Annotated in this window: 18 protein-coding genes; 8 read left to right on the top strand and 10 right to left on the bottom strand. The window is 68.0% G+C overall.

Annotated features, from left to right (window positions below):
- Positions 1–55 precede the first annotated feature (55 nt).
- Positions 56–931: a hemolysin III family protein gene (locus Q0937_RS00765; RefSeq protein ID WP_299298561.1), complete on the bottom strand. Its 876-nt coding sequence runs from the start codon at positions 929–931 to the stop codon at positions 56–58.
- A 214-nt stretch (positions 932–1,145) separates the two neighbouring features.
- Here Q0937_RS00765 and Q0937_RS00760 point away from each other — a divergent pair, with 214 nt between their 5' ends.
- The 3 genes from Q0937_RS00760 to Q0937_RS00750 all read left to right on the top strand — a co-directional run bounded on the left by Q0937_RS00760 (position 1,146) and on the right by Q0937_RS00750 (position 4,882).
- Positions 1,146–1,904, top strand: coding sequence for an isoprenyl transferase (locus Q0937_RS00760; RefSeq protein ID WP_299298558.1), 759 nt, complete (start codon positions 1,146–1,148; stop codon positions 1,902–1,904).
- 387 nt (positions 1,905–2,291) lie between these two features.
- Entirely contained in the window at positions 2,292–3,602 is a 1,311-nt protein-coding gene (locus tag Q0937_RS00755; protein WP_299299618.1) for a PhoH family protein, read from the top strand.
- 479 nt (positions 3,603–4,081) lie between these two features.
- Positions 4,082–4,882 carry a hypothetical protein gene (locus Q0937_RS00750; RefSeq protein ID WP_299298556.1) on the top strand — a complete coding sequence of 267 codons (801 nt, stop codon included), beginning with the start codon at positions 4,082–4,084 and terminating at the stop codon, positions 4,880–4,882.
- 30 nt (positions 4,883–4,912) lie between these two features.
- Here the strand turns inward: Q0937_RS00750 and Q0937_RS00745 are convergent, their stop codons facing one another.
- The 4 genes from Q0937_RS00745 to Q0937_RS00730 all read right to left on the bottom strand — a co-directional run bounded on the left by Q0937_RS00745 (position 4,913) and on the right by Q0937_RS00730 (position 8,404).
- The gene (locus tag Q0937_RS00745; protein WP_299298553.1) at positions 4,913–5,305 is read right to left on the bottom strand and encodes a MerR family transcriptional regulator; all 393 of its coding nucleotides are present in this window, start codon (positions 5,303–5,305) and stop codon (positions 4,913–4,915) included.
- Positions 5,286–5,663 carry a hypothetical protein gene (locus tag Q0937_RS00740; protein WP_299298550.1) on the bottom strand — a complete coding sequence of 126 codons (378 nt, stop codon included), beginning with the start codon at positions 5,661–5,663 and terminating at the stop codon, positions 5,286–5,288. The genes Q0937_RS00745 and Q0937_RS00740 overlap by 20 nt, the downstream gene beginning before the upstream one ends.
- Positions 5,664–5,963: 300 nt before the next feature.
- Entirely contained in the window at positions 5,964–7,379 is a 1,416-nt protein-coding gene (locus tag Q0937_RS00735; RefSeq protein ID WP_299298547.1) for an aspartate ammonia-lyase, read from the bottom strand.
- A 113-nt stretch (positions 7,380–7,492) separates the two neighbouring features.
- Positions 7,493–8,404, bottom strand: a complete 912-nt coding sequence (locus Q0937_RS00730) for a carbohydrate kinase (protein ID WP_299298545.1) — start codon at positions 8,402–8,404, stop codon at positions 7,493–7,495.
- A 169-nt stretch (positions 8,405–8,573) separates the two neighbouring features.
- Here Q0937_RS00730 and Q0937_RS00725 point away from each other — a divergent pair, with 169 nt between their 5' ends.
- A complete protein-coding gene (locus tag Q0937_RS00725; RefSeq protein ID WP_299298542.1) occupies positions 8,574–9,257 on the top strand; it encodes a DUF4245 domain-containing protein in 684 nt (227 codons plus the stop codon).
- 21 nt (positions 9,258–9,278) lie between these two features.
- On the opposite strand, the gene Q0937_RS00720 is transcribed toward Q0937_RS00725, so the two are convergent.
- Positions 9,279–9,602, bottom strand: a complete 324-nt coding sequence (locus tag Q0937_RS00720) for an exodeoxyribonuclease VII small subunit (protein ID WP_299298540.1) — start codon at positions 9,600–9,602, stop codon at positions 9,279–9,281.
- Positions 9,599–10,942, bottom strand: coding sequence for an exodeoxyribonuclease VII large subunit (gene xseA, locus Q0937_RS00715; protein WP_299298537.1), 1,344 nt, complete (start codon positions 10,940–10,942; stop codon positions 9,599–9,601). Before xseA ends, Q0937_RS00720 begins: the two co-directional genes overlap by 4 nt.
- 127 nt (positions 10,943–11,069) lie before the next feature.
- Between xseA and Q0937_RS00710 the strand changes: the two genes are divergently transcribed.
- Complete coding sequence (locus Q0937_RS00710; protein ID WP_299298534.1) at positions 11,070–12,083, top strand: 4-hydroxy-3-methylbut-2-enyl diphosphate reductase; 1,014 nt, start codon at positions 11,070–11,072, stop codon at positions 12,081–12,083.
- 21 nt (positions 12,084–12,104) lie between these two features.
- Here the strand turns inward: Q0937_RS00710 and Q0937_RS00705 are convergent, their stop codons facing one another.
- Both Q0937_RS00705 and Q0937_RS00700 read right to left on the bottom strand, forming a co-directional pair.
- Entirely contained in the window at positions 12,105–13,316 is a 1,212-nt protein-coding gene (locus tag Q0937_RS00705; RefSeq protein WP_299298531.1) for a DNA recombination protein RmuC, read from the bottom strand.
- 122 nt (positions 13,317–13,438) lie between these two features.
- Positions 13,439–13,801: a helix-turn-helix domain-containing protein gene (locus tag Q0937_RS00700; protein ID WP_299298528.1), complete on the bottom strand. Its 363-nt coding sequence runs from the start codon at positions 13,799–13,801 to the stop codon at positions 13,439–13,441.
- A gap of 214 nt (positions 13,802–14,015) precedes the next feature.
- Here Q0937_RS00700 and Q0937_RS00695 point away from each other — a divergent pair, with 214 nt between their 5' ends.
- Together Q0937_RS00695 and ychF are read left to right on the top strand one after the other, a co-directional pair.
- On the top strand, positions 14,016–14,666 hold the full coding sequence (locus Q0937_RS00695) for an NAD(P)-dependent oxidoreductase (protein ID WP_299298525.1): 651 nt from the start codon (positions 14,016–14,018) through the stop codon (positions 14,664–14,666).
- Between the two features lie 126 nt (positions 14,667–14,792).
- Entirely contained in the window at positions 14,793–15,878 is a 1,086-nt protein-coding gene (ychF, locus tag Q0937_RS00690) for a redox-regulated ATPase YchF (protein WP_299298522.1), read from the top strand.
- A gap of 300 nt (positions 15,879–16,178) precedes the next feature.
- Here ychF and Q0937_RS00685 read toward each other — a convergent pair whose 3' ends face one another.
- Entirely contained in the window at positions 16,179–16,511 is a 333-nt protein-coding gene (locus Q0937_RS00685; RefSeq protein ID WP_299299616.1) for a transposase, read from the bottom strand.
- Positions 16,512–16,749: 238 nt separating this feature from the next.
- Between Q0937_RS00685 and Q0937_RS00680 the strand changes: the two genes are divergently transcribed.
- Positions 16,750–19,224 (top strand): TIR domain-containing protein, encoded by a 2,475-nt coding sequence (locus Q0937_RS00680; RefSeq protein WP_299298519.1) that lies wholly within the window; start codon positions 16,750–16,752, stop codon positions 19,222–19,224.
- Positions 19,225–19,550 lie beyond the last annotated feature (326 nt).

Raw genomic sequence — 19,550 nt, 5'->3', positions numbered from 1 at the left:
CGTCAGAGCGCATCCCGCGGCTGATCACGGCCACTCGTCAGATCACGGCGACTCGTCAGATCACAGTCACTGCGACTGCCGCGAAGTGGCAGCCGAAGCCGATCAGAGTGCCGGCATGGAAGAGCTCGTGGAATCCGAACCAGGCCGGTGAGGGGTTCGGGCGCTTGAGCGCATACATGACCGCGCCCGCCGTATAGGCGAGACCGCCGAACGCCAGCAGCCAGACCACGGCCCAGCCGCCGCTGGCCTGCAGCTGCGGCATGTAGAAGACCGCCACCCAGCCCAGCGCGACATAGGCGGGCACGTAGATCCAGCGCGGGGCCCCGGTCCAGAACAGCCGGAAGCAGACGCCGACCAGCGCACCGCCCCACGCGATCGCCAGCAGGGTGCGGGCCGAGCCCGGCTCGAGCATCGCCACGGCGATCGGGGTGTAGGTGCCGGCGATGATCAGGAAGATGTTCGCGTGGTCGAAGCGCCGCAGCATGATCGCCTTCTGCGGGGTCCACGTGCCGCGGTGGTAGACCGCGCTGATGCCGAACAGCAGGCCCGCGGTGAGCACGAAGACCGCGCAGGCGAGACGGATCAGCAGTGTGTCGCCGACAGCGACCAGCAGCAGCCCCACCACCAACGTGGCAGGGAACGCGATCAGGTGCAGCATCCCGCGCAGGCGCGGCTTCGGCAGCTGGAGGCCCAGGTGGGTGGCCCGGCGAGCCATCGCCCGGGTGAGGGTGCGCGGGGCGAACGGGAAGTTCTCGGCGGTGGGCAGGTCCTCGTCGGTCGGCAGCTCGGTGCCGCCGCTGCTCGACGTCGCCTCGAAGAGCTCGCGCGCGGCGGGATCCTCGAGCGCGGCCGCGGACTGCGCGTGATCTGGAGGGTCGGAGTGGTGCCCGGAGGGCTGTCCGTCGCCCTCGTGTCGAATTCCGTAATTCATGGGAACACCGTAACTTACGGGGCCGTAGGTTAATGGTGTGCTCGCTGTGTCCATCCGGTGTCGATTTCCCGGGTTCGTCGGGACCTCGCCGGGCCGTGCCCGATAATGGAGACGTACGCCCCAGCGCCCAGGACCGCGCGTCGCTGCGGCGCCGCGGAGGATGATCTGCGGCGCGGGCACCCAAGAGCATCTGCAGGACGGAACGGAGGCTGCCATGGACGACGACGGTCTCCTCTATCGCGTCTACGAGCGCCGGCTCAGCAAGGAGCTCGAGTCCTTCTCGCTCCCTCAGCATCTGGGCGTGATCGTGGACGGCAACCGCCGCTGGGCGAAGGAGGCGGGCGAGTCCACCGAGCATGGCCATCGCGTCGGCGCCGCCAAGATCCTCGAGTTCCTCTCCTGGTGCGAAGGGCTCGACATCCCGCTGGTCACCGTGTGGATGCTCTCCACCGACAATCTGCGCCGCCCGCCCGAGGAGCTCGTCGCGCTCTACGAGATCATCACCGGCACCATCGAGCAGATCATCGAGGCCGGCCACTGTGTGCGGCTGACCGGCAATGCCGAGGCGCTGCCGGAGGAGATGCGTGCCGGGATCGCCCGGGCCCAGGAGCAGGTCGCCCGTGAATCGACGCTGACCGTGAATGTCGCCATCGGGTACGGCGGCCGCGAGGAGATCGTCGACGCCGTGCGCGAGCTCGTGCGCGACCTGTCCGCGCAGGGTCTCGACGGGGAACAGGTCGCCTCCGCCATCAGCGTCGACTCGATCGCCGAGCACCTCTACACCCGAGGTCAGCCCGACCCGGACCTCATCATCCGCACCTCCGGCGAGCAGCGGCTCTCCGGCTTCCTGCTCTGGCAGTCCGTGCACTCGGAGTACTGGTTCTGCGAGACCTACTGGCCCGGCTTCCGACGGATCGATCTGCTGCGGGCGCTGCGGGACTTCTGTCGCCGGGAACGCCGCTACGGCGCCTGAGCGAAGCGCGTCCGGTCCCGGCCCGGGTGAGGCGGGAGGCGGTACGGTGTGTCGAATTCTCGGCCCCACCTCCCCAGCGCACCCTGTGACCGGTGGCACACTGGAGTCCATCGGGAGCCCTGCAGAACTCCCGATGACGATCGGGTGAACGTCGTCCCCGCACCCTGCGGGACGCGCCCGATGGCGGCTGCCGGCGCGGCTATGGTCCAGGCATCCGCTCGATCTCGGGAGGCTCCCATGGAAGAGACCATCACCACTCGCGAGACGATGCCCGCCGCCGACGGCACGGCATCGTTCGGCACTCGCACCGGGGCGTCGGTGATCGGGGCCGCGAACCCCGACGGCGCCCCCGTGGTGCCCTCGCTGCTGCCCGGCGCTGCGCAGCAGATGCTCGCCGAGGTCGAGACGGGTGTGATCACCTACGTCCTGGACACCTCGGTGCTGCTCTCGGATCCGCTGTCCCTGCACCGTTTCGCCGAGCACGACATCGTGCTCCCGATCGTGGTGGTCACGGAGCTCGAGGCCAAGCGCCATCATCCGGACCTCGGCTACTTCGCCCGCCAGGCCCTGCGCCTCCTGGACGATCTGCGCGAGCTGCACGGGAACCTCGCCCAGCCGCTGCCGATCGGCAAGGACGGCGGGCACGTGCACGTCGAGCTCAACCACATGAACCCCGCCTCCCTGCCGGACGGGTTCCGCCTCGGAGACAACGACACCCGCATCCTCGCCGTCGCCAAGAACCTGCAGCTCGAGGGCAAGAACGTGGTGCTCGTCTCGAAGGACCTGCCGATGCGGATCAAAGCGAGTGCATCGGGCATCCACGCCGAGGAGTACCGCGCGGAGCTGGCACGCGACCGCGGCTACACGGGCATGGTCACCACCACGGTCGACGAGCAGACGATGACGGACCTCTATGACGGCCAGGCGGTCCAGATCTCCGAGGTGGCCCATCAGCCTGTCCATACCGGACTGACGATCACCAGCCCGCGTGGCTCCGCCCTAGGACGGGTCACCCGTGATCGGCAGGTCCGACTGGTCGAAGGTGATCAGACCGTGTTCGGGGTGGCCGGGCGCTCGGCCGAGCAGCGGATCGCGATCGACCTGCTCCAGGATGAGTCCATCGGCATCGTCTCCCTCGGCGGCCGCGCCGGCACCGGCAAGAGCGCGCTGGCACTGTGCGCAGGGCTCGAGGCCGTGCTCGAGCGTCGTACCCAGCGCAAGATCATGGTGTTCCGCCCGCTGTTCGCCGTGGGTGGCCAGGAGCTGGGCTATCTCCCCGGTGACCAGGGCGAGAAGATGGGCCCCTGGGGCCAGGCCGTGTTCGACACGCTGGGTTCGATGGTCTCCCAGAACGTGATCGACGAGGTGCTCTCCCGCGGCATGCTCGAGGTGCTGCCCCTGACCCATATCCGCGGCCGCTCCCTCCATGACGCCTTCGTGATCGTCGACGAAGCCCAGTCCCTCGAACGCAACGTGCTGCTGACGATGCTCTCCCGCATCGGGCAGAACTCCCGGGTGGTGCTCACCCACGACGTGGCCCAGCGCGACAACCTCCGCATCGGCCGCTACGACGGGATCGCCTCCGTGGTCGAGGCGCTCAAGGAGAAGGACCTGTTCGCGCACGTCACCCTGCAGCGCTCCGAGCGCTCCAAGGTCGCCGAGCTGGTCACGCACGTGCTCGACGAGCCGGTGTTCTGAGGCGCGAGCCGGGCGGAGTGTCAGCGCCGCGGGGCAGTGCGGGCCGAGCGGAACGGAGCCTGGGACGGGGTGGGCGTGCCGTGGCACTGGTGGGACCAGGTCTGCCACGGGACCCGGTTCTCGGCGCGGACTCGTCATCCGGTGCCGCTCAGCCAGCATGCGGGGGCCGTATACGGGGATGCGTGCTGGCAGAGCGCCAGTGGATGCAATCGGGCTCAGGTGCCGTCCTGGCCGGGGAGCTGGTGCGGATGCGCCTGCCTGTGGGCGGGGCGTGCTGTGGGCGGGTGCGCCCGCTCCGGCTGCGGTCACCTCTCCTCCACAGCGCCGGTCGGTCCACGGCGCAGGCCGTACGCCGACCCCGCGACGGCGTCGATGCTTCCCTCTCTGGCATGGAGCTCACGGGCATTCGGCACAAGACACTCCTCCATGCGGACGGAGTCTCTCAGTATGCGGTCCGGCGCTGGCTGGGGAACGGCACGATGAGAAGCGTCCAACCCTGGTACGTCACGGAGGAGGCGCCGCTGGGCGTCGTCCGGATGCTGCGCCTCGGGGTGCGGCCCACCTGTCTGGACGGGGCATCACTGCACGGGCTGTGGACGCCGCCGCACACCGGCTTCCATGTGTTCCGTCCGCGGTTGCTGCGTGTCGGTGAGGAGCTGCGGAATGCCCGCGCGCACCCTGTGCGGCGCATGGCGGGGAAGGTCATCACGCTGGCCGAGGAGCAGGAGATCGTCCTGCACGGTCCCGCGCTCCGGTCCTGGCCCGGCCTCGACCCCGTCCCCGCCCTCGACCTCGTCCTCACACATGCCGCACACTGCCTCCCCGTGGAGAAGGCGGCCGTGCTCTTCGAGTCCGGGCTGTATCGGCGACTGCTCTCCCGGCGCGAGGCGGACCGGATCCTGGCCTCGCTGCCGCAGCGGATCCGTCGACCGCTCACCAGGGTCCGGGCGGACGCGGAGTCCGGGACGGAGACAACGGTGCGCTGGTGGATGGAATCACGACACTTTCCCGTAAAGTCCCAGGTGCTGTTCCCGGACGGCCGGCGACGGATGGACCTGCTGGTGGGCAGGAGCTGGGTGATCGAATGCGATAGCCGTGAGTTCCATGACGATCCGCTCAGCTACGACGCGGACCGGGCGCGAGACCTCTACCTGACGTCGCGCGGGTACCGCGTCACGCGGCTTTCCTGGGAACAGGTGTTCCTGCGCTGGGAAGAGACGCAGGCGATGCTTCTCGCCATCCTCCGCCGCGGGGAGCATCTGGACCCGCCGCGTCGCTGAGGGCGTAGTGACCAGATGGCGGGGCCGCAGTCACTGGGGGAGCGGGGTATCCGGCCACGGCTCCCACGAATCCAGTTCGTCACGCCACTGACCGAGCAGGTCACGTGCCTCCTGCAGGGCCTTCTCCTTCTCGTCCAGCAGCGCCTCGAGCCGGTCGATGCTCGCGCCGGCAGCGTCGATGCGCGCCCTCACCGAGTGGGTGGAGCTCTTGGCGGCGAGGAGATCACGGACCTGGTCCAGCCCGAATCCGAGGCCTCGCAGGGTGGAGATCACCTGGAGCTGGTCGAGCACCGCAGGGTCGTAACGGCGGGCGCCGCCGCTGGTGCGTCCCGGCACGGGGAGGAGCCCTTCGCGCTCGTAGAAGCGCAGGGTGTCCGGGCTCAGCCCGCTGCGGCGGGAGACTTCACCGATGGGCAACGACATGCATCGAGTACAGCACGAGACAGCCGGCCACGATCGCCGCCCGCACCAGATGATGGCTGAGGTGGAACTCCCCGATCGTGCTGCCCCACAGTAGCGGAGCGGCGCAGATCAGCACACCGCCCAGCACTCCCAGTCCGATCAGAGGCCCCGGAGCGCCCGGCTCTGCGATGCGGGCGGGGACGGCGGCGAGGCCCGCAGAGCCGAGGCTCAGCATTGCCGCCGCGAGGTAAGCGAGCAGTGGTACGCCCAGCGCCGTCGCCCCGGCCTGGGCGGTCGGCGCGGCCTGGGCGAAGGCGACGAGGGCGAGGAGCTGGGAGAGAGCCAGCAGGGCGTAGGGCACGAGAAGCAGGATCGACATGCGCCGAGCCAACCCCCTGGAGTGCACTCCAGGTCAAGGTCGTGGAGCTGGGCGCGCGGGGCGCGGGTCCAGAGGTCCGAAGCCGGGCAGGGTAGCGCGGTTCGAGGGCCGGGGCCGGTCCGGGGCCGAAGTGACGACGGCATCCGGTGGCGCTCAGCCAGCACACGGGCTCCGTATGCGATGCCGCATGCTGGCTGAGCGCCAGTGGGTGCACTCGGGAACCGCACGGGGCGTCCCACTGGGCATTGGAGCGCCCGTCCCGGCCCGCCCCTCAGGCACTCCGAGCGGTCGGCACCGGGATCAGGCCTTCGGTGCCGTCATGGACAGCACGTCCAGCGCCTCGTCCAGCTGCGCCTCGGTGAGCTCGCCTCGCTCCACGAAGCCCAGAGCGACGACGGCCTCGCGCACGGAGATGCGCTCGGCGACCGCGTGCTTGGCAATCTTCGCGGCGCTCTCGTAGCCGATCAGCTTGTTCAGCGGGGTGACGATCGAGGGGGAGGCCTCCGCGTAGAAGCGGGCCTTCTCCTCGTTGGCGACCAGGCCGTCGACTGTCTTGTCCGCCAGCACGGTGGAGGCGTTGGCGAGCAGGCGGATCGACTCCAGCAGGCTGGTGCCCATCAGCGGGATCTGCACGTTCAGCTCGAAGGAGCCCTGTGCACCGCCCCAGGCGATCGCCGCGTCGTTGCCGATGACCTTCGCGCACACCATCAGCACGGCCTCGGGGATCACGGGGTTGACCTTGCCGGGCATGATCGAGGATCCCGGCTGCAGGTCGGGGATCGAGATCTCGCCGAGGCCCGTGTTGGGGCCCGAGCCCATCCAGCGCAGGTCGTTGCAGATCTTGGTGAGGGAGACCGCGATGGTGCGCAGCGCGCCGGACATCTCGACCAGGCCGTCGCGGTTGGACTGCGCCTCGAAGTGGTTGCGCGCCTCGGTGAGCGGCAGCGAGGTCTGCTCGGCGAGGTTCGCGATGACCTTCTGCGGGAAGCCGATCGGGGTGTTGATGCCGGTGCCCACGGCGGTGCCGCCCTGGGGGACCTCCGCGGTGCGCGGCAGAGCCGCCTCGACGCGCTCGATGCCGTAGCGGATCGATGCCGCGTAGCCGCCGAACTCCTGGCCGAGGGTCACCGGGGTGGCGTCCATCAGGTGGGTGCGGCCGGCCTTGACCACGCTCTTCCAGGCCTCGGCCTTAGCCTCGAGCGACGTGGCGAGGTGGGCGAGCGCGGGCAGCAGCTTCTCGACGACGCCCTGGGTGACGGCCACGTGCACCGAGGTGGGGAAGACGTCATTCGAGGACTGCGAGCAGTTCACGTGGTCATTGGGGTGGACCTCGGTGCCGGCGTTCGTCGCGAGCGTCGCGAGCACCTCGTTCATGTTCATGTTCGAGCTGGTGCCGGAGCCGGTCTGGTAGGTGTCCACCGGGAACTGATCGTCATGCTCGCCGGCGATCACCGCATCGGCCGCGGCCACGATCGCGTCGGCGATGGCCGGATCCAGCACCCCGAGGTCCTGGTTCGCGCGCGCTGCCGCCTTCTTCACCTGGGCGAGGGCGTGGATGTGCGCGGGCTCCAGGCCCTGACCGGAGATCGGGAAGTTCTCCACCGCACGCTGGGTCTGCGCCCGGTACAGGGCTGAGGCAGGCACCCGCACCTCGCCCATGGTGTCGTGCTCGATGCGGTAGCCGTCCTGCTGCGCGGCGGTCGTGGACTGGTTCATGGAGAGGCCTCCCTCGGGGTTGTCATGCAGTGGATCGGTGAGAACGAACAGGGGCAGGAGAAGTGATCCGGGGCGTGCGCTCCCCATGGGACGGTGGTGATCGCAGCCGCCGGTCAGCTGAGTTCGTGGCTCCAGGGCGGGTTCGCGCCGGCGCGCGAGACGGTGATCGCGGCGAGGGCCGCGGCGCGTCTCAGCACGGTGGCGAGGTCATCGCTCGGCATCGCGGCCAGCGCCGGGCGGCGCTGAGCCCCCAGCAGTCCCTTCGCGGCGAGGGCGTCCAGGATCCCGGCGGAGAAGGTGTCACCGGCGCCGACGGTGTCGACCGCGTCGACGACGACGGGGGAGACCTGCACCCGGCCTGATGCGGCGAAGCCCACCGCGCCCTCGGCGCCTCGGGTCAGCACCGTCAGCGCCGGGCCGAGCGAACGCCAGGAGGCGACCACGTCCTCGACGTCGTCGGTGCCGTACAGCCAGGCCACGTCCTCATCCGAGGCCTTGACCACATCGCTCAGGGCCAGGCTCGCCTCGACCCGTTCGCGCACCAGCTCGGGCGTCCCCATCAGGGAGGGGCGGGCATTGGGGTCGTAGCTGATGGTGGCGCTCTCTCGACGGCTGCGCAGCACATCGAGCACGGTGCGGGCGCCGGGGTCCAGCACGGCGGCGATCGAGGAGGTGTGCACCGCCTCGACCTGGGCGGGCAGGCCCGACGGGTCGGGGTCCCAGAGCAGATCGAACTCGTAGGTGGCGGCGCCCTCAGCATTCAGCCGCGCGAGCGCGGTGGAGGTCGGTGCGGAGACCGAGCTGCCTGCCGTCAGGTGCACGCCGGACGCCTCCAGGTGGGCACGGATCGCGTCGCCGCGCGGATCGTCGCCGATGCGGGTGAGGAGCTCGGTGGGATGGCCGAGGCGGCTGAGCGCCACGGCCACGTTCAGGGGGGATCCGCCGGGATGCTCACGACGGACGCCGTCGGCGTCGACGACGATGTCAGTGAGTGCTTCTCCGACGATCAGGAATCTCGCGGTCACCGCTCGATCATCGCAGGTTTCCGGGAGCGGGGCGAACGCAGGAGCAGGCGATGGTGCGCTTCGCCCGATGGACTGCGGCGAGGTGTGGTGCGGAGCCTGTGGTGAAGTCGACGGGCAGAGCGACTCTCCCCTGACAGCCGATGCGGTGGCCTACAGGGACAATGGGCCCATGCACGATCCCGATCATGAGACCTCCGCACCTCCGGAGCACGCCGCGCCGATCGACCGGACTGCGCGCCCGGAACAGTCAGCAGCGTCTACGCAGGCAGCACTCTCGGCTCCCCGTTCGCAGCCGAAGTCCGCCTATGAGCTGCCGTCGAAGAAGAACACTGTGCTGCGGAACATGGTGTGGGCGCTCGCGCTGACGATGGCCGTGGTGGTCGTGATCGGTATCGCCTTCTTCGGCGTGGGCAGCGATCTGGAGCGGGAGCCGCTGGAGAACTCTGCGCTGGATGTCTCTGCGAGCGCGGAGCGTGCGCAGCGCAGCGCGCCGTTCCCGGTAGCTGTGCCCGCGGTGGGGGAAGGGTGGAGCGAACGCTCCGCACGTTTCGCCGACGGGCAGGATCCGCGGTGGGTCGTGCAGTACTCCTCGCCGCAGGGGCAGCTGGTCACTCTCACCGAGGGGTCGGAGGTCAGCGCTCCGATGCTCGCCTCCGCCTTGCCGGGTGTCGTCGTCGAGGAGGAGCTCACCATCGAGGGGACCGAATGCAGCCTCCTCAGCGGCGGTGACCAGGGCGCTGGGCTGCTCGGCATCTCCTGTCAGGGCGCGGATTGGGGCGTCCTCGTCCATGGGAACGCGGAACAGGCCGAGCTCGAGGAGCTCGCAGGGGCAGCACTCACGTCGCTTCGCTGAACGGCCCGCAGTCGTGCTGCGTCAGCGCGAGGTGCCGTCCTCCGAGCGCCGTGCGGCGACGGCGTCGTCGAGGCGTTCGCGGGCGCCGTCGAGCCACTGCTGGCAGCGACGGGCGAGCATCTCGCCGCGCTCCCACAGCTCGATCGAGTCCTCGAGCCCGCCCTGCCCGGACTCGAGCCGACGCACCACGTCGACCAGCTGGTCACGAGCGGCCTCGTAGGAGAGCGCGGCGATATCCGCGGGCAGATGCTGCTCACCCTCGGCAGGTGTGACGGCGCGGCTGCCGGCCGTGGGGTCGCCCTCGGTCGCGGTCAGGTCGTTCTCGGGGCTTGTGCTCGGGGTCATCGGGGCTCCTCGGAAGGGGTGGTCTGGTCGGACGGGGCGGTCTGGGTGGGCGGGGTGTACGGGTCGCTGAGGGTGCGCTCCACTCCGAAGCGACCCCCGGCCACACGGACCGAGAGCGCCTGCCCGGCGGCGGACTCCTCCGGGGCGCGGATGATCGTCCCTTCGGCGTCCTGGACCACGGCGTAGCCGCGCTCGAGGGTCGCCAGCGGGCTGAGGGAGCGCACCTGGCGTCCCAGATGGTCGATCTCGTCGGCCGCCCGGTCCAGGCGGGAACCGATCAGGGTGCGGGCCAGGGAGATCCGGGATCGGATCTCGTCAGCCCGGCCGGCGAGGATCGTGGCGGGATTCTCGAGCACGGGACGGGAGCGCAGGGCATCCAGCGCGGACTGCTCACGCTCGATGCGGGCCCGGATCCCTGCCCGCAGTCGGGTGCGGCCCAGATCCAGCTGCTCGATCTCGGCTTGGATGTCGGGGACCACGCGCTTGGCGGCATCAGTGGGCGTGGAGGCACGGACATCCGCTGCGAGGTCGATCAGCGGGGTGTCCACCTCGTGGCCGATGGCGGAGACGATCGGAGTCTTCGCCGCGGCGACCAGCCGGGTGAGCTGCTCGTCGGAGAAGGGGAGCAGGTCCTCGAGGGAGCCGCCGCCGCGGGAGATGATGATGACGTCGACCTCCTCCCGCTCGTCCAGCTCGCGCAGGGCCGCGGAGACCTCCCGCACCGCCTTGACGCCCTGGACCGCGACCTCGCGGATCTCGAACTGCACCGCCGGCCAGCGGCGCTGGGCGTTGACCACCACGTCGCGCTCGGCCGCGGACTCCCGACCGCAGATCAGGCCCACCACGCGGGGCAGGAAGGGCAGCGGCTGCTTCCGGGAGGCCGCGAACAGCCCCTCGGCGGCGAGCACCCGCTTGAGCTGCTCGAGCCGGGCCAGCAGCTCGCCGAGGCCCACCGGGCGGATGTCGTCGGCCTCGAGCTGGAGGCTGCCGCGCTTGGTCCAGAAGGTGGGCTTGGCATGGATCACCACGCGCGCACCCGGGACCGGCTCGACCGGGAGGGTGCGCAGCACATGCTCACGGACCGGGACCGAGAAGGACATGTCCACGTCGATGTCTCGCAGCGTCATGAAGCTCATGCCTGCGCCGGGGCGCCGGTTGAGCTGGACGATCTCGCCCTCGACCCAGAGCGGAGCCATCCTCGCCACGTACTCGCCGACCTTGACGGACAGCTGCCGCAGCGGCCATGGATTCTCTGCGGTGGTCTGCGCTGCGGTGGCGGCCAGGGCGGGCCGTGGCGTCGTGCCGCCGTCCGCATCCGGCTCGGGGGAGGTCTGGGTCATGGGTCCACTCTGGCACGAGGCCCGGACAGCTCGCCGCAGCCGTGCCCGGCTGTGGATGCACGGCGGCTGTGGAGGGATGGTGAGTCTTGCCCCACCACTCTGCCACCAGCGTGCTTCCCCTCCTACGATGGGAGGCGTGAGCACCGGAACCGTCCTTCTTGCCGAGCCGCGCGGCTACTGCGCGGGTGTCGACCGAGCTGTGGTCGCCGTCGAACGTGCCCTGGAGCATTACGACGAGACCATCTACGTACGCCACGAGATCGTCCACAACAAATTCGTGGTGGATCGCCTGAAGGAGAAGGGCGCCGTGTTCGTCGAGGAGGTCGACGAGGTGCCCGAGGGTGCGCTCGTGATCTTCTCCGCCCACGGCATCTCCCCGAAGGTGCGCGAGATGGCCGAGGAGCGCAACCTCCGCACCATCGATGCGACCTGCCCCCTGGTGACCAAGGTCCACAAGGAGGCGGTGCGCTTCGCCCGCGAGGATTACGACATCCTGCTGGTGGGCCATGACGGTCACGAGGAGGTCGAGGGCACCGCTGGTGAGGCACCCGACCACGTGCAGATCGTGAACTCGCCGGACGACGTCCACAAGGTCACCGTGCGCGATCCCGAGAAGGTCGTCTGGCTGTCCCAGACCACCCTCAGCGTCGACGAGACCATGGAGACGGTCGACAAGCTGCGCGAGCGCTTCCCGACCCTGCAGGCGCCGCCCAGCGATGACATCTGCTACGCCACCCAGAACCGTCAGGTCGCGATCAAGAAGATCGCCCCCGACGCGGACCTGGTGCTGGTGGTCGGCTCCCCGAACTCCTCGAACTCCGTGCGCCTGATGGAGGTCGCCAAGGATGCCGGTGCGAAGGCCTCCCATCGCATCGACTCGGTCTCCGAGCTGCGCGAGGAGTGGTTCGAGGGCGTCGAGACCGTGGGTGTGACCTCCGGTGCCTCGGTGCCTGATGTGCTGGTCCAGCAGCTGCTGGCCGAGCTCGCAGAGCGGGGCTACGGCGATGTGAAGCCGGTCCGCACCGCGACCGAGGACCTCATGTTCTCCCTGCCGCGCGAACTGCGCCAGGAGATGAAGAACCGCGGCCTGAGCGACAGCCGCACGAAGCCCACCGGTGAGAGCGCGACCGCCGAGTCCTGAGCGGCAGTCCTGTCCAGCTGGTCAGCCGGCGGAGCGTCTCGCATGCTCCGGGAGGGCCGCTGTGCCGGGGCCGGCGAGCTCCGCGATCTCCGACTCCTCGAGGGTGCGGGCGCGCCGGGTGAGCTGCTCGACCTCATCCACCGCAATGCCGCTCAGCCCCAGCTCCTCGAACTTGCGGGCGGTGACCATCACTCGCGACTGCAGCGAGCCCACCGCCTCGTTGAACGCGGCGACGGAGGAGTCCAGGGAGCGGCCCACCTTGCCGAGGTGGCCGGTGAAGGTGCCGAGCCGGTGGTGCAGCTCGCGGCCGGTCTCGAGCACCTCACGGGCATCTCGGTTCAGGGCATCGGTGCGCCAGGTGTGGGCGACGGTGCGCAGCAGCGCGACGAGGGTCGCGGGGGAGGCGATCACCACGTCGCGGCTGAAGGCATCCTCGAGCAGTGCCGGATCCGTCTCCAGCGCGGCGGCGAGCACCCCGTCGCTCGGCACGAACAGTACCGTGAACTCCGGTGTGTCCCCGAGCGCCTTCCAGTAGGCCTTCGACGAGATCACTCCCACGTGGTGACGCAGCGCCTTGGCGTGCGCCTTCCGGCGGGCTGCGGCGCGCTCCGGGTCGGTCTCCTCGGTCGCGTCGAGATAGGCGTCCATCGGTGCCTTCGCGTCGATCACCACGTGGCGGTCGCCGGCCAGGTGCACCACCAGGTCCGGGCGCTGCCCGGCGTTCCCGTCGGCTCGGGTGCCGCTGAGCTGCTCGGAGAAGTCCACGTGCTCGAGCATCCCGGCGGCCTCGACGATCCGGCGCAGCTGCACCTCGCCCCAGCGGCCGCGGGTGGTGGGGGCGCGCAGCGCGGCGGTGAGCGCGCTGGTGCCGGACTCGAGGGACTGGGCGCGCTGAGCGAGCTGGGACAGGTGAGAGCGCAGAGCCCCCTCAGCATCGACCCGGGCGGCCTCGGATCGCGCGAGTGAGCGTTCGAGGTGGCTGAGGGTCGCGGTGATCGGGGCGAGGGTGCGCTGCAGATCGGCCTCGCGCTCCTCCTCGGCGGCGTCCCGGCGGGCGACATCACGCTCATGGCGTTCATCGGCCAGGCGCAGCAGCGCCCCGGCGGCATCGGACTGCGCCCGTCGGCCCCGTTCCCGGTGCAGGGCCCGCTCGCGCAGGAGCAGCCAGGTCGCCACGGCGCCCACCGCCGCACCGAGCACCAGTCCCAGCAGAAGCATCTGTGTACCGCTCATGGGATCAGGACATCACGGGGGTCCGACGGACGAGGGGAGCCACGCCTGCATCGTGCCGTGTCCTGCACAGGCGCCCCTGCCCAGCCATGTCCTGGGGCGTCCGGCACTCCGCGGATCTCCGCTCAGGCGGCGGCCGCACGGTCCCGGGCGGCCTGCACCTCGCCCATGTTCTCCGTGGCCCATGCGACGAGCACCTGCAACGGATCCAGGAGGGAACGGCCGAGGGGTGTCAGCTCGTACTCGACGCGCGGTGGGATCTCCGGAAACGCGGTGCGCAGCACCAGCCCGTCGGCCTCGAGGGCGCGCAGGGTCTGGGTGAGCATCTTCTGGGAGATGCCGTCTATGCGGCGGGAGAGTTCGGAGAAGCGCAGCGGTCCGTCCTCGAGGAGGCCGACGACGAGCACGGTCCAGCGGTCGCCGATTCGGTCCAGCAACTGGCGAGAGGGGCAATCGCGCGCATACGGGTCGTAGTCGAGCAAGGCCATGTCGGTGGCTCCTGGGGTGCGGCGGAGACGGTGCAGAGAGATCGAGGAGCGAGGGCCCGGGCCTCAGGAGGCCGGTTACCGTGAGGTGCCTACTTTCCAGTAGAGACTAGGTCACCTAGAGTGAGTGTCAAGCCCACGACCTGAGTCGTGGAGGTGGGGCGGATCTGCCCTGCACCGAATATTGCGCTCAGCAGAGCGCCCGGAAGGAGAGTCCATGGCTCGCATCATCATTCTCGGCGGCACCGGATACGCCGGAGGCCATCTCGCCGCGGAAGCCGCCCGTCGCGGCCACGAGGTCCTCGCCGTCAGCCGGACGGCCGCCGGGAAGCCCGTCGACGGCGTCGAGTACCGCCAGGGTGACGTACGGGAGGAAGACTTCCTCGCGAGCATTCTCGAGGGTGCCGACGTAGTCGTCTCCGCCCTCTCCCCCCGCGGCGACATGGCGGACAAGGAGGTCTTCCGGGGCGTGCAGTCCTCTCTCGCCCGGCTCGCAGCGGAGAAGGGTGTGCGGCTCGGCGTGATCGGCGGTGCCGGTTCGCTCCTGGTCGCCGAGGGCGGCCCGAAGCTCGTGGACACCCCGGAGTTTCCGGCGGAGTTCGCCGAGGAGCCGCGGGTGCTCGACGCCGTCCTGCAGGACCTGCGGGAGTCCGATGAGGGTGTGGAGTGGTTCTTCCTCAGTCCTGCCGGTGGCTTCGGCAGCTTCGCCCCGGGTGAGGCGAAGGGTGCCTATCGTGTGGGCGGGGATGTGCTGCTGACCGACGAGGACGGTGAGTCCTTCATCTCCGGCGCGGATCTGGCGCTCGCGCTGGTCGACGAGATCGAGGAGCCAGCGCATCAGCGGACCCGTTTCACCGTCGCCTACTGAACGACGGCCTTGCGCCGGCCGGACCCCCGCGGGCCCGGCCAGCTCCGCCATGGGCCGGGTCGGGGTTCGCGACATCACCTGCTGTCCGGCAGCGTGATCGCCCGTGGCCCCGTAGAATCAGCTCCCGTGGCTCTAACTATCGGAATCGTCGGCCTGCCCAATGTTGGCAAGTCCACCCTCTTCAACGCCCTGACCCGCGCTGAGGTCCTCGCCGCGAACTACCCGTTCGCGACCATCGACCCCAACATCGGCATGGTGCCGCTGCCGGACCCGCGACTGGCGGAGCTCGCCACCGTGTTCGGCAGTCAGAAGCTGCTGCCGGCGACGGTGTCCTTCGTGGACATCGCGGGCATCGTCAAGGGCGCGAGCGAAGGGGAGGGCCTGGGCAACAAGTTCCTGGCCAACATCCGTGAGGCCGACGCGATCTGCCAGGTCACTCGTGCTTTCGCCGATCCGGACGTGACCCGTGTGGAGGGCTCCACCGATCCCTCCAACGATATGGAGGTCATCACCACCGAGCTGATCCTCGCCGATCTCCAGACCATCGAGAACTCGATGCAGAGACTGGAGAAGGACACCAAGCGCGGCCTGGTCGACTCCGCCGTGCTGCCGAACGTCATCAAGGCGAAGGCGCTGCTGGAGACCGGAAAGACGCTCTACCAGGGCGCCGAGGGCGCCGGCATCGACGTCGCCGCGATCCGCGAGCTGCAGCTGATGACCGCCAAGCCCTTCATCTACGTCTTCAACACCGACGAAGAGGGTCTCGCCGACGCCTCCTCGCAGCAGGCGCTGCGCAACCTGGTCGCCCCGGCCGAGGCGATCTTCCTGGACGCGAAGTTCGAGTCCGAGCTCATCGAACTCGACGAGGACGAAGCGGCCGAGATGCTCGAGTCCACCGGCCAGGAGGAGTCGGGCCTCGCCCAGCTCGCCCGCGTCGGCTACGACACCCTCGGCCTGCAGTCCTACCTGACCGCCGGTCCGAAGGAGTCCCGCGCCTGGACGATCCCCAAGGGAGCCACCGCCCCGCAGGCCGCCGGCGTGATCCACACCGACTTCGAGCGCGGCTTCATCAAGGCGGAGATCGTCTCCTTCGACCAGCTCATGGAGGCTGGCTCCATGGCTGAGGCCAAGGCCAAGGGCTGGGTGCGCATCGAGGGCAAGGAGTACGTCATGAAGGATGGCGACGTGGTTGAATTCAGGTTTAATGTCTAAAAAAGCGCGTCTGACCAGGGCTTTTACCTTCGCAGCTTCCGATTTGGCTTGGCGGACGAGTTCCGATCTACCATCAGTTGCTAAGCGTTTGGTCCGCTGACCTGGGACTTTGATCGGCCCCTGCGGAGCTTCCGCAGGGGCCGATTCTGCTCTCTGCGGTGCGGGAGCGCCTCTGGGACGCAGCCTCGGCTGGCCAATGCTGCGGAGGGTTCGAGTCGTTCGACGCGCGATCTCTCGGCAGGTGCGCTGACTCAATAAGCAGCCTGACTCAATAGTCGGTCGCCTCGACGACGCCGCGGTTCACTGGAGCAGGTCTCGTTCCGCCAGAGTGCGAGTGATCTCGTCCCACTGGGAGCTCGCGATCAGTTGGCGGTGCCGGCGCAAGGCGGTCTGCCATGACCCGAACTCTGCTGGGAGCTCGCGCCACGTGATGCCGGTGCGGGTCTTGTAGAGAGCGGCGTCGACGATCGTACGTATGTCAGTGCGTGGCCGTCCGCGGCGAGGGCCCTTTTCTGTGTGGGGACGATATCTTGATCCAGCTCCATTGCTATCTGTGAGTCGTTGAGAGTCAGACTGGAGGCCCTCGGTGACGCTGCTGGCGTCACCATTCTTCGCCTGGTCATCGATTCGCACGGCTTGGACCACGCCGCGGATGACGGCGCATGGGGCCTCAGCCACGCACTCACTGTAGTATCGAGACGTTGGTCGGGTGCGGAACGCGATCGAATCTCGTTTCCGTTCAATGAAGGCGTACCGCCGTCGCTAGGTCCGGTCGCGGATCGTAGCCTCTTCTCAAGTGAATGAATGCTTGCAACCGCATAAGTCCGATGTAATACAGTCGATCCGTCGACCTATAGGAAGAAAGCGGCGCATGTCAAAACGGTTCTTTATCTCGCACGCTGGACCTGACAAGCCTTTGGCCATTGACCTCAAAGCGCTGCTCGAAGATGATGCGTGGGTCGACCTCCATGAGATCGATCTCGGCGATGTCCTGTGGCACGAGATAAGTGATGGGATCGAGGCTGCTACCGACTTCGTGCTCCTGTGGTCCGCAGTGTCGGCCCGATCTAAGTGGGTGCAGTACGAGACAACGCTGGCTTTCACTCGGTGGCTCGAAGACAGCGCGATCGCACTCCGCATAATCTGCCTAGACGAGACTCCCGTGCCCTTCCGGCTGCGTCCGTTCCTGCAGGCACGGGGCGCTGACACAGCCGAATTGATTGCGGGAGTACTTCGGAAGAACGAGCCAGCTCCCGCGCCGCGCAGGCGGTTCTTCAACCGCAACGATGAGATCGGGATCATTGAGGAACACCTCTACGCTTCGACCACCGCTGCGCTGTGGATATGCGGCGTTCCGGGGAGCGGCAAGCGCTCGTTGGCGAGAGAAGCGCTTCAGCGGATTACTACCGGTCAGGGGACGGTCGCGCGAGTCCGTGTCTCTAGCGGCACAGCGGAGCCCGAACTGGACTTGTTGCTGGCTTCATCGCTTCAGAAATCTCCAGCGGCAGAATCTTCGACGCTAACCGAACTTGTCGAACACACTCGCATGATGATCCACGAGTACATCGTCGCGGGTGGCGTGCTCGTTTTCGAAGACGCTGAGCACTGGCTCACCGAGGACGGCGCGCTCGACCGTCTTGCCGAGCACGTAGTGGCAGCCGTTCACGAAGCAGACCAAAACACGGATCGGCTGGTCATCTTCACTTCGCGTCGTCGGCCGAGGATTTCTGCATCTCTTGAGACTGCAGTGCGGAGCATCTACCTTCAGGGACTTCACCCGAAGCACGCGATACCTCTCCTGCGAGCGCAGGGCGCGTCCGGCGAGGACGACGACCTGAAGTCCGTCGCGCTCGAACTCGATGGGCACCCGCTCGCCCTCGAGGTGGTAGCACCGCAACTCCCGCTCAACGGGGCGTCGCTGAACGATAAGCGCCACGAAATCGCGACTGACTTGATCGATCCCGCTCGCATCCAGAGCGTTACCTGGCGGATGCTCGAGGTGCTGTCGCTGGTCGATGGCCCACTGAGTGGTGAGGACCTGGCGAATAATCTTGAACTAAGCGCGGAGGAATTCTCCCTCTCGGTCGACGAAGCCACTAGCTACTCGCTCGTTCGGCTCGCTGACTCCGGAACGCTCACGCTTCATCCGCTATTGCGCGACTACTATCTGCGTTCGTTTCGGAAGCAGCCCGACTATGCCCCGCAGACAGCGGCGTTGGCCGACATACTCCTAGCGCGCCTTTCCGGCATTGAGCCAACTGACGAAAACTACACAGCGTCGCTGCTCTCCACCGTCAAGGTGCTGGGCCTTTCCGGCCGCCTCAATGAGGCCCGTGACCTCAGACAGGGGCTGATAGGAACACTGTACGAAACCGGTGTCGAGTTGTTCCATGAACGGCGATACGAGGCCGCACTCGAACATCTTGAAGAAGCGCTAACGGGTGACGACGTCGTCGACCTACCTGCCAACAGGGTTCGCATGAAGACTTTGGCCCAGCTGGGCAGGCTTCCGGAAGCTCGCGCGCTCGGTGATGTGCTCGTTCGCGACAACCCTCAAAACGCTGGTGTGATGCGTGACCGGGGCCGGGTCGAGCAGGCAGATCGAAAGTGGTCGGAGGCCATCGCCTGGTACGAGCGCGCAATCCCGTTCAGGAACAACAAAGCTCAGCTCTATGCCGACATCGCTCAGGTGCGTGTCAGGATGCAGGACTGGCCGGGGGCGGCCGCAGCCGCTAAAACGGCGATTGACATGGGGGGAGACACCCCCTACGCGCTCTCGACATACTCGCAGGCGCTTGAGGCGCAAGGCATGTTGGTAGACGCGAGCAAGGTGATGGCGCAAGCAGTCGTTCGGGAGCCTAAGAATCCCCGATATCGATACAGGCTGGGGCGAATCGCGATGCAACTCGACGATCGGGCCAGTGCGATACGTGAGTTCACCAGATGCGTCGAGCTCGATCCGCAATTTGTCGAAGCTCCCCTTTCTCTGGCCAGCGTGCAGATCGACGAAGGCCTGATTTCGAAGGCAAAGGAGACCCTCGCACGAGTTGACGGTTCTCCCGGTGCTCCATCTGCTGTGCTGAACAACGTCAAAGCGAAACTGGCTCTTGCGGAGGGTGATCTCGCGACCGCTCAAGCGGCGTCGGACGCAGCGCTTCAGGATCGACGGGATTCGCACAACCTCACCCTCGCCATTCGCGTATCGATAGCAAGAGCAGAGGCTAATGAGATTCCGCTCGGACAGGCGGCCGCTCAGGTGAAGCTCATCGCGAAGGAACTCGACATGCAGGGCAACCTCGGCGCGGTCCTAGAGATTTCGCAACGATTTTCCAAGTACTTCGACTGATCAGGACTTGATGTTTGCCGGATGCGTAACGTAGTTGAATTCAGATTCAATGTCTAAAAAAGGGCGTCCGACCAGGGGTTTGCCTCCGCGGATTCCTATCTGGCTCGGCGGACGAGTTCCGGTCGACTAACAGATACTAAGTATTAGTGCCGCCGGCCTGGGATTTTGATCGGCCCCTGCGGAGCTTCCGCAGGGGCCGAGTCTTGCTTTCGCGGTGTGTGGCGGAGCAGGCAATCGGCTGGCCAGTTCCGGGGCAAGATAGAGTCGCTCGGGGGCGATTTCTCGGTCTAAGCGCTGACTCAAAAGTGGGTCGTCTCAACGACGCC

Source organism: uncultured Brachybacterium sp. (assembly GCF_947500705.1).
Classification (GTDB): domain Bacteria; phylum Actinomycetota; class Actinomycetes; order Actinomycetales; family Dermabacteraceae; genus Brachybacterium.
The sequence above is the reverse complement of the archived record's forward strand: the minus strand, read 5'-3'. Positions and strand labels throughout refer to the sequence as shown.

Excerpts from the sequence above, each read along its gene's own strand:
- Q0937_RS00765 (WP_299298561.1), bottom strand. The coding sequence starts at position 931 with ATGAATTACGGAATTCGACACGAGGGCGACGGACAGCCCTCCGGGCAC.
- Q0937_RS00760 (WP_299298558.1), top strand. The coding sequence starts at position 1,146 with ATGGACGACGACGGTCTCCTCTATCGCGTCTACGAGCGCCGGCTCAGC.
- Q0937_RS00755 (WP_299299618.1), top strand. The coding sequence starts at position 2,292 with ATGCTCGCCGAGGTCGAGACGGGTGTGATCACCTACGTCCTGGACACC.
- Q0937_RS00750 (WP_299298556.1), top strand. The coding sequence starts at position 4,082 with ATGAGAAGCGTCCAACCCTGGTACGTCACGGAGGAGGCGCCGCTGGGC.
- Q0937_RS00745 (WP_299298553.1), bottom strand. The coding sequence starts at position 5,305 with ATGTCGTTGCCCATCGGTGAAGTCTCCCGCCGCAGCGGGCTGAGCCCG.
- Q0937_RS00740 (WP_299298550.1), bottom strand. The coding sequence starts at position 5,663 with ATGTCGATCCTGCTTCTCGTGCCCTACGCCCTGCTGGCTCTCTCCCAG.
- Q0937_RS00735 (WP_299298547.1), bottom strand. The coding sequence starts at position 7,379 with ATGAACCAGTCCACGACCGCCGCGCAGCAGGACGGCTACCGCATCGAG.
- Q0937_RS00725 (WP_299298542.1), top strand. The coding sequence starts at position 8,574 with ATGCACGATCCCGATCATGAGACCTCCGCACCTCCGGAGCACGCCGCG.
- Q0937_RS00720 (WP_299298540.1), bottom strand. The coding sequence starts at position 9,602 with ATGACCCCGAGCACAAGCCCCGAGAACGACCTGACCGCGACCGAGGGC.
- xseA (WP_299298537.1), bottom strand. The coding sequence starts at position 10,942 with ATGACCCAGACCTCCCCCGAGCCGGATGCGGACGGCGGCACGACGCCA.
- Q0937_RS00710 (WP_299298534.1), top strand. The coding sequence starts at position 11,070 with ATGGGAGGCGTGAGCACCGGAACCGTCCTTCTTGCCGAGCCGCGCGGC.
- Q0937_RS00705 (WP_299298531.1), bottom strand. The coding sequence starts at position 13,316 with ATGAGCGGTACACAGATGCTTCTGCTGGGACTGGTGCTCGGTGCGGCG.
- Q0937_RS00700 (WP_299298528.1), bottom strand. The coding sequence starts at position 13,801 with ATGGCCTTGCTCGACTACGACCCGTATGCGCGCGATTGCCCCTCTCGC.
- Q0937_RS00695 (WP_299298525.1), top strand. The coding sequence starts at position 14,016 with ATGGCTCGCATCATCATTCTCGGCGGCACCGGATACGCCGGAGGCCAT.
- Q0937_RS00680 (WP_299298519.1), top strand. The coding sequence starts at position 16,750 with ATGTCAAAACGGTTCTTTATCTCGCACGCTGGACCTGACAAGCCTTTG.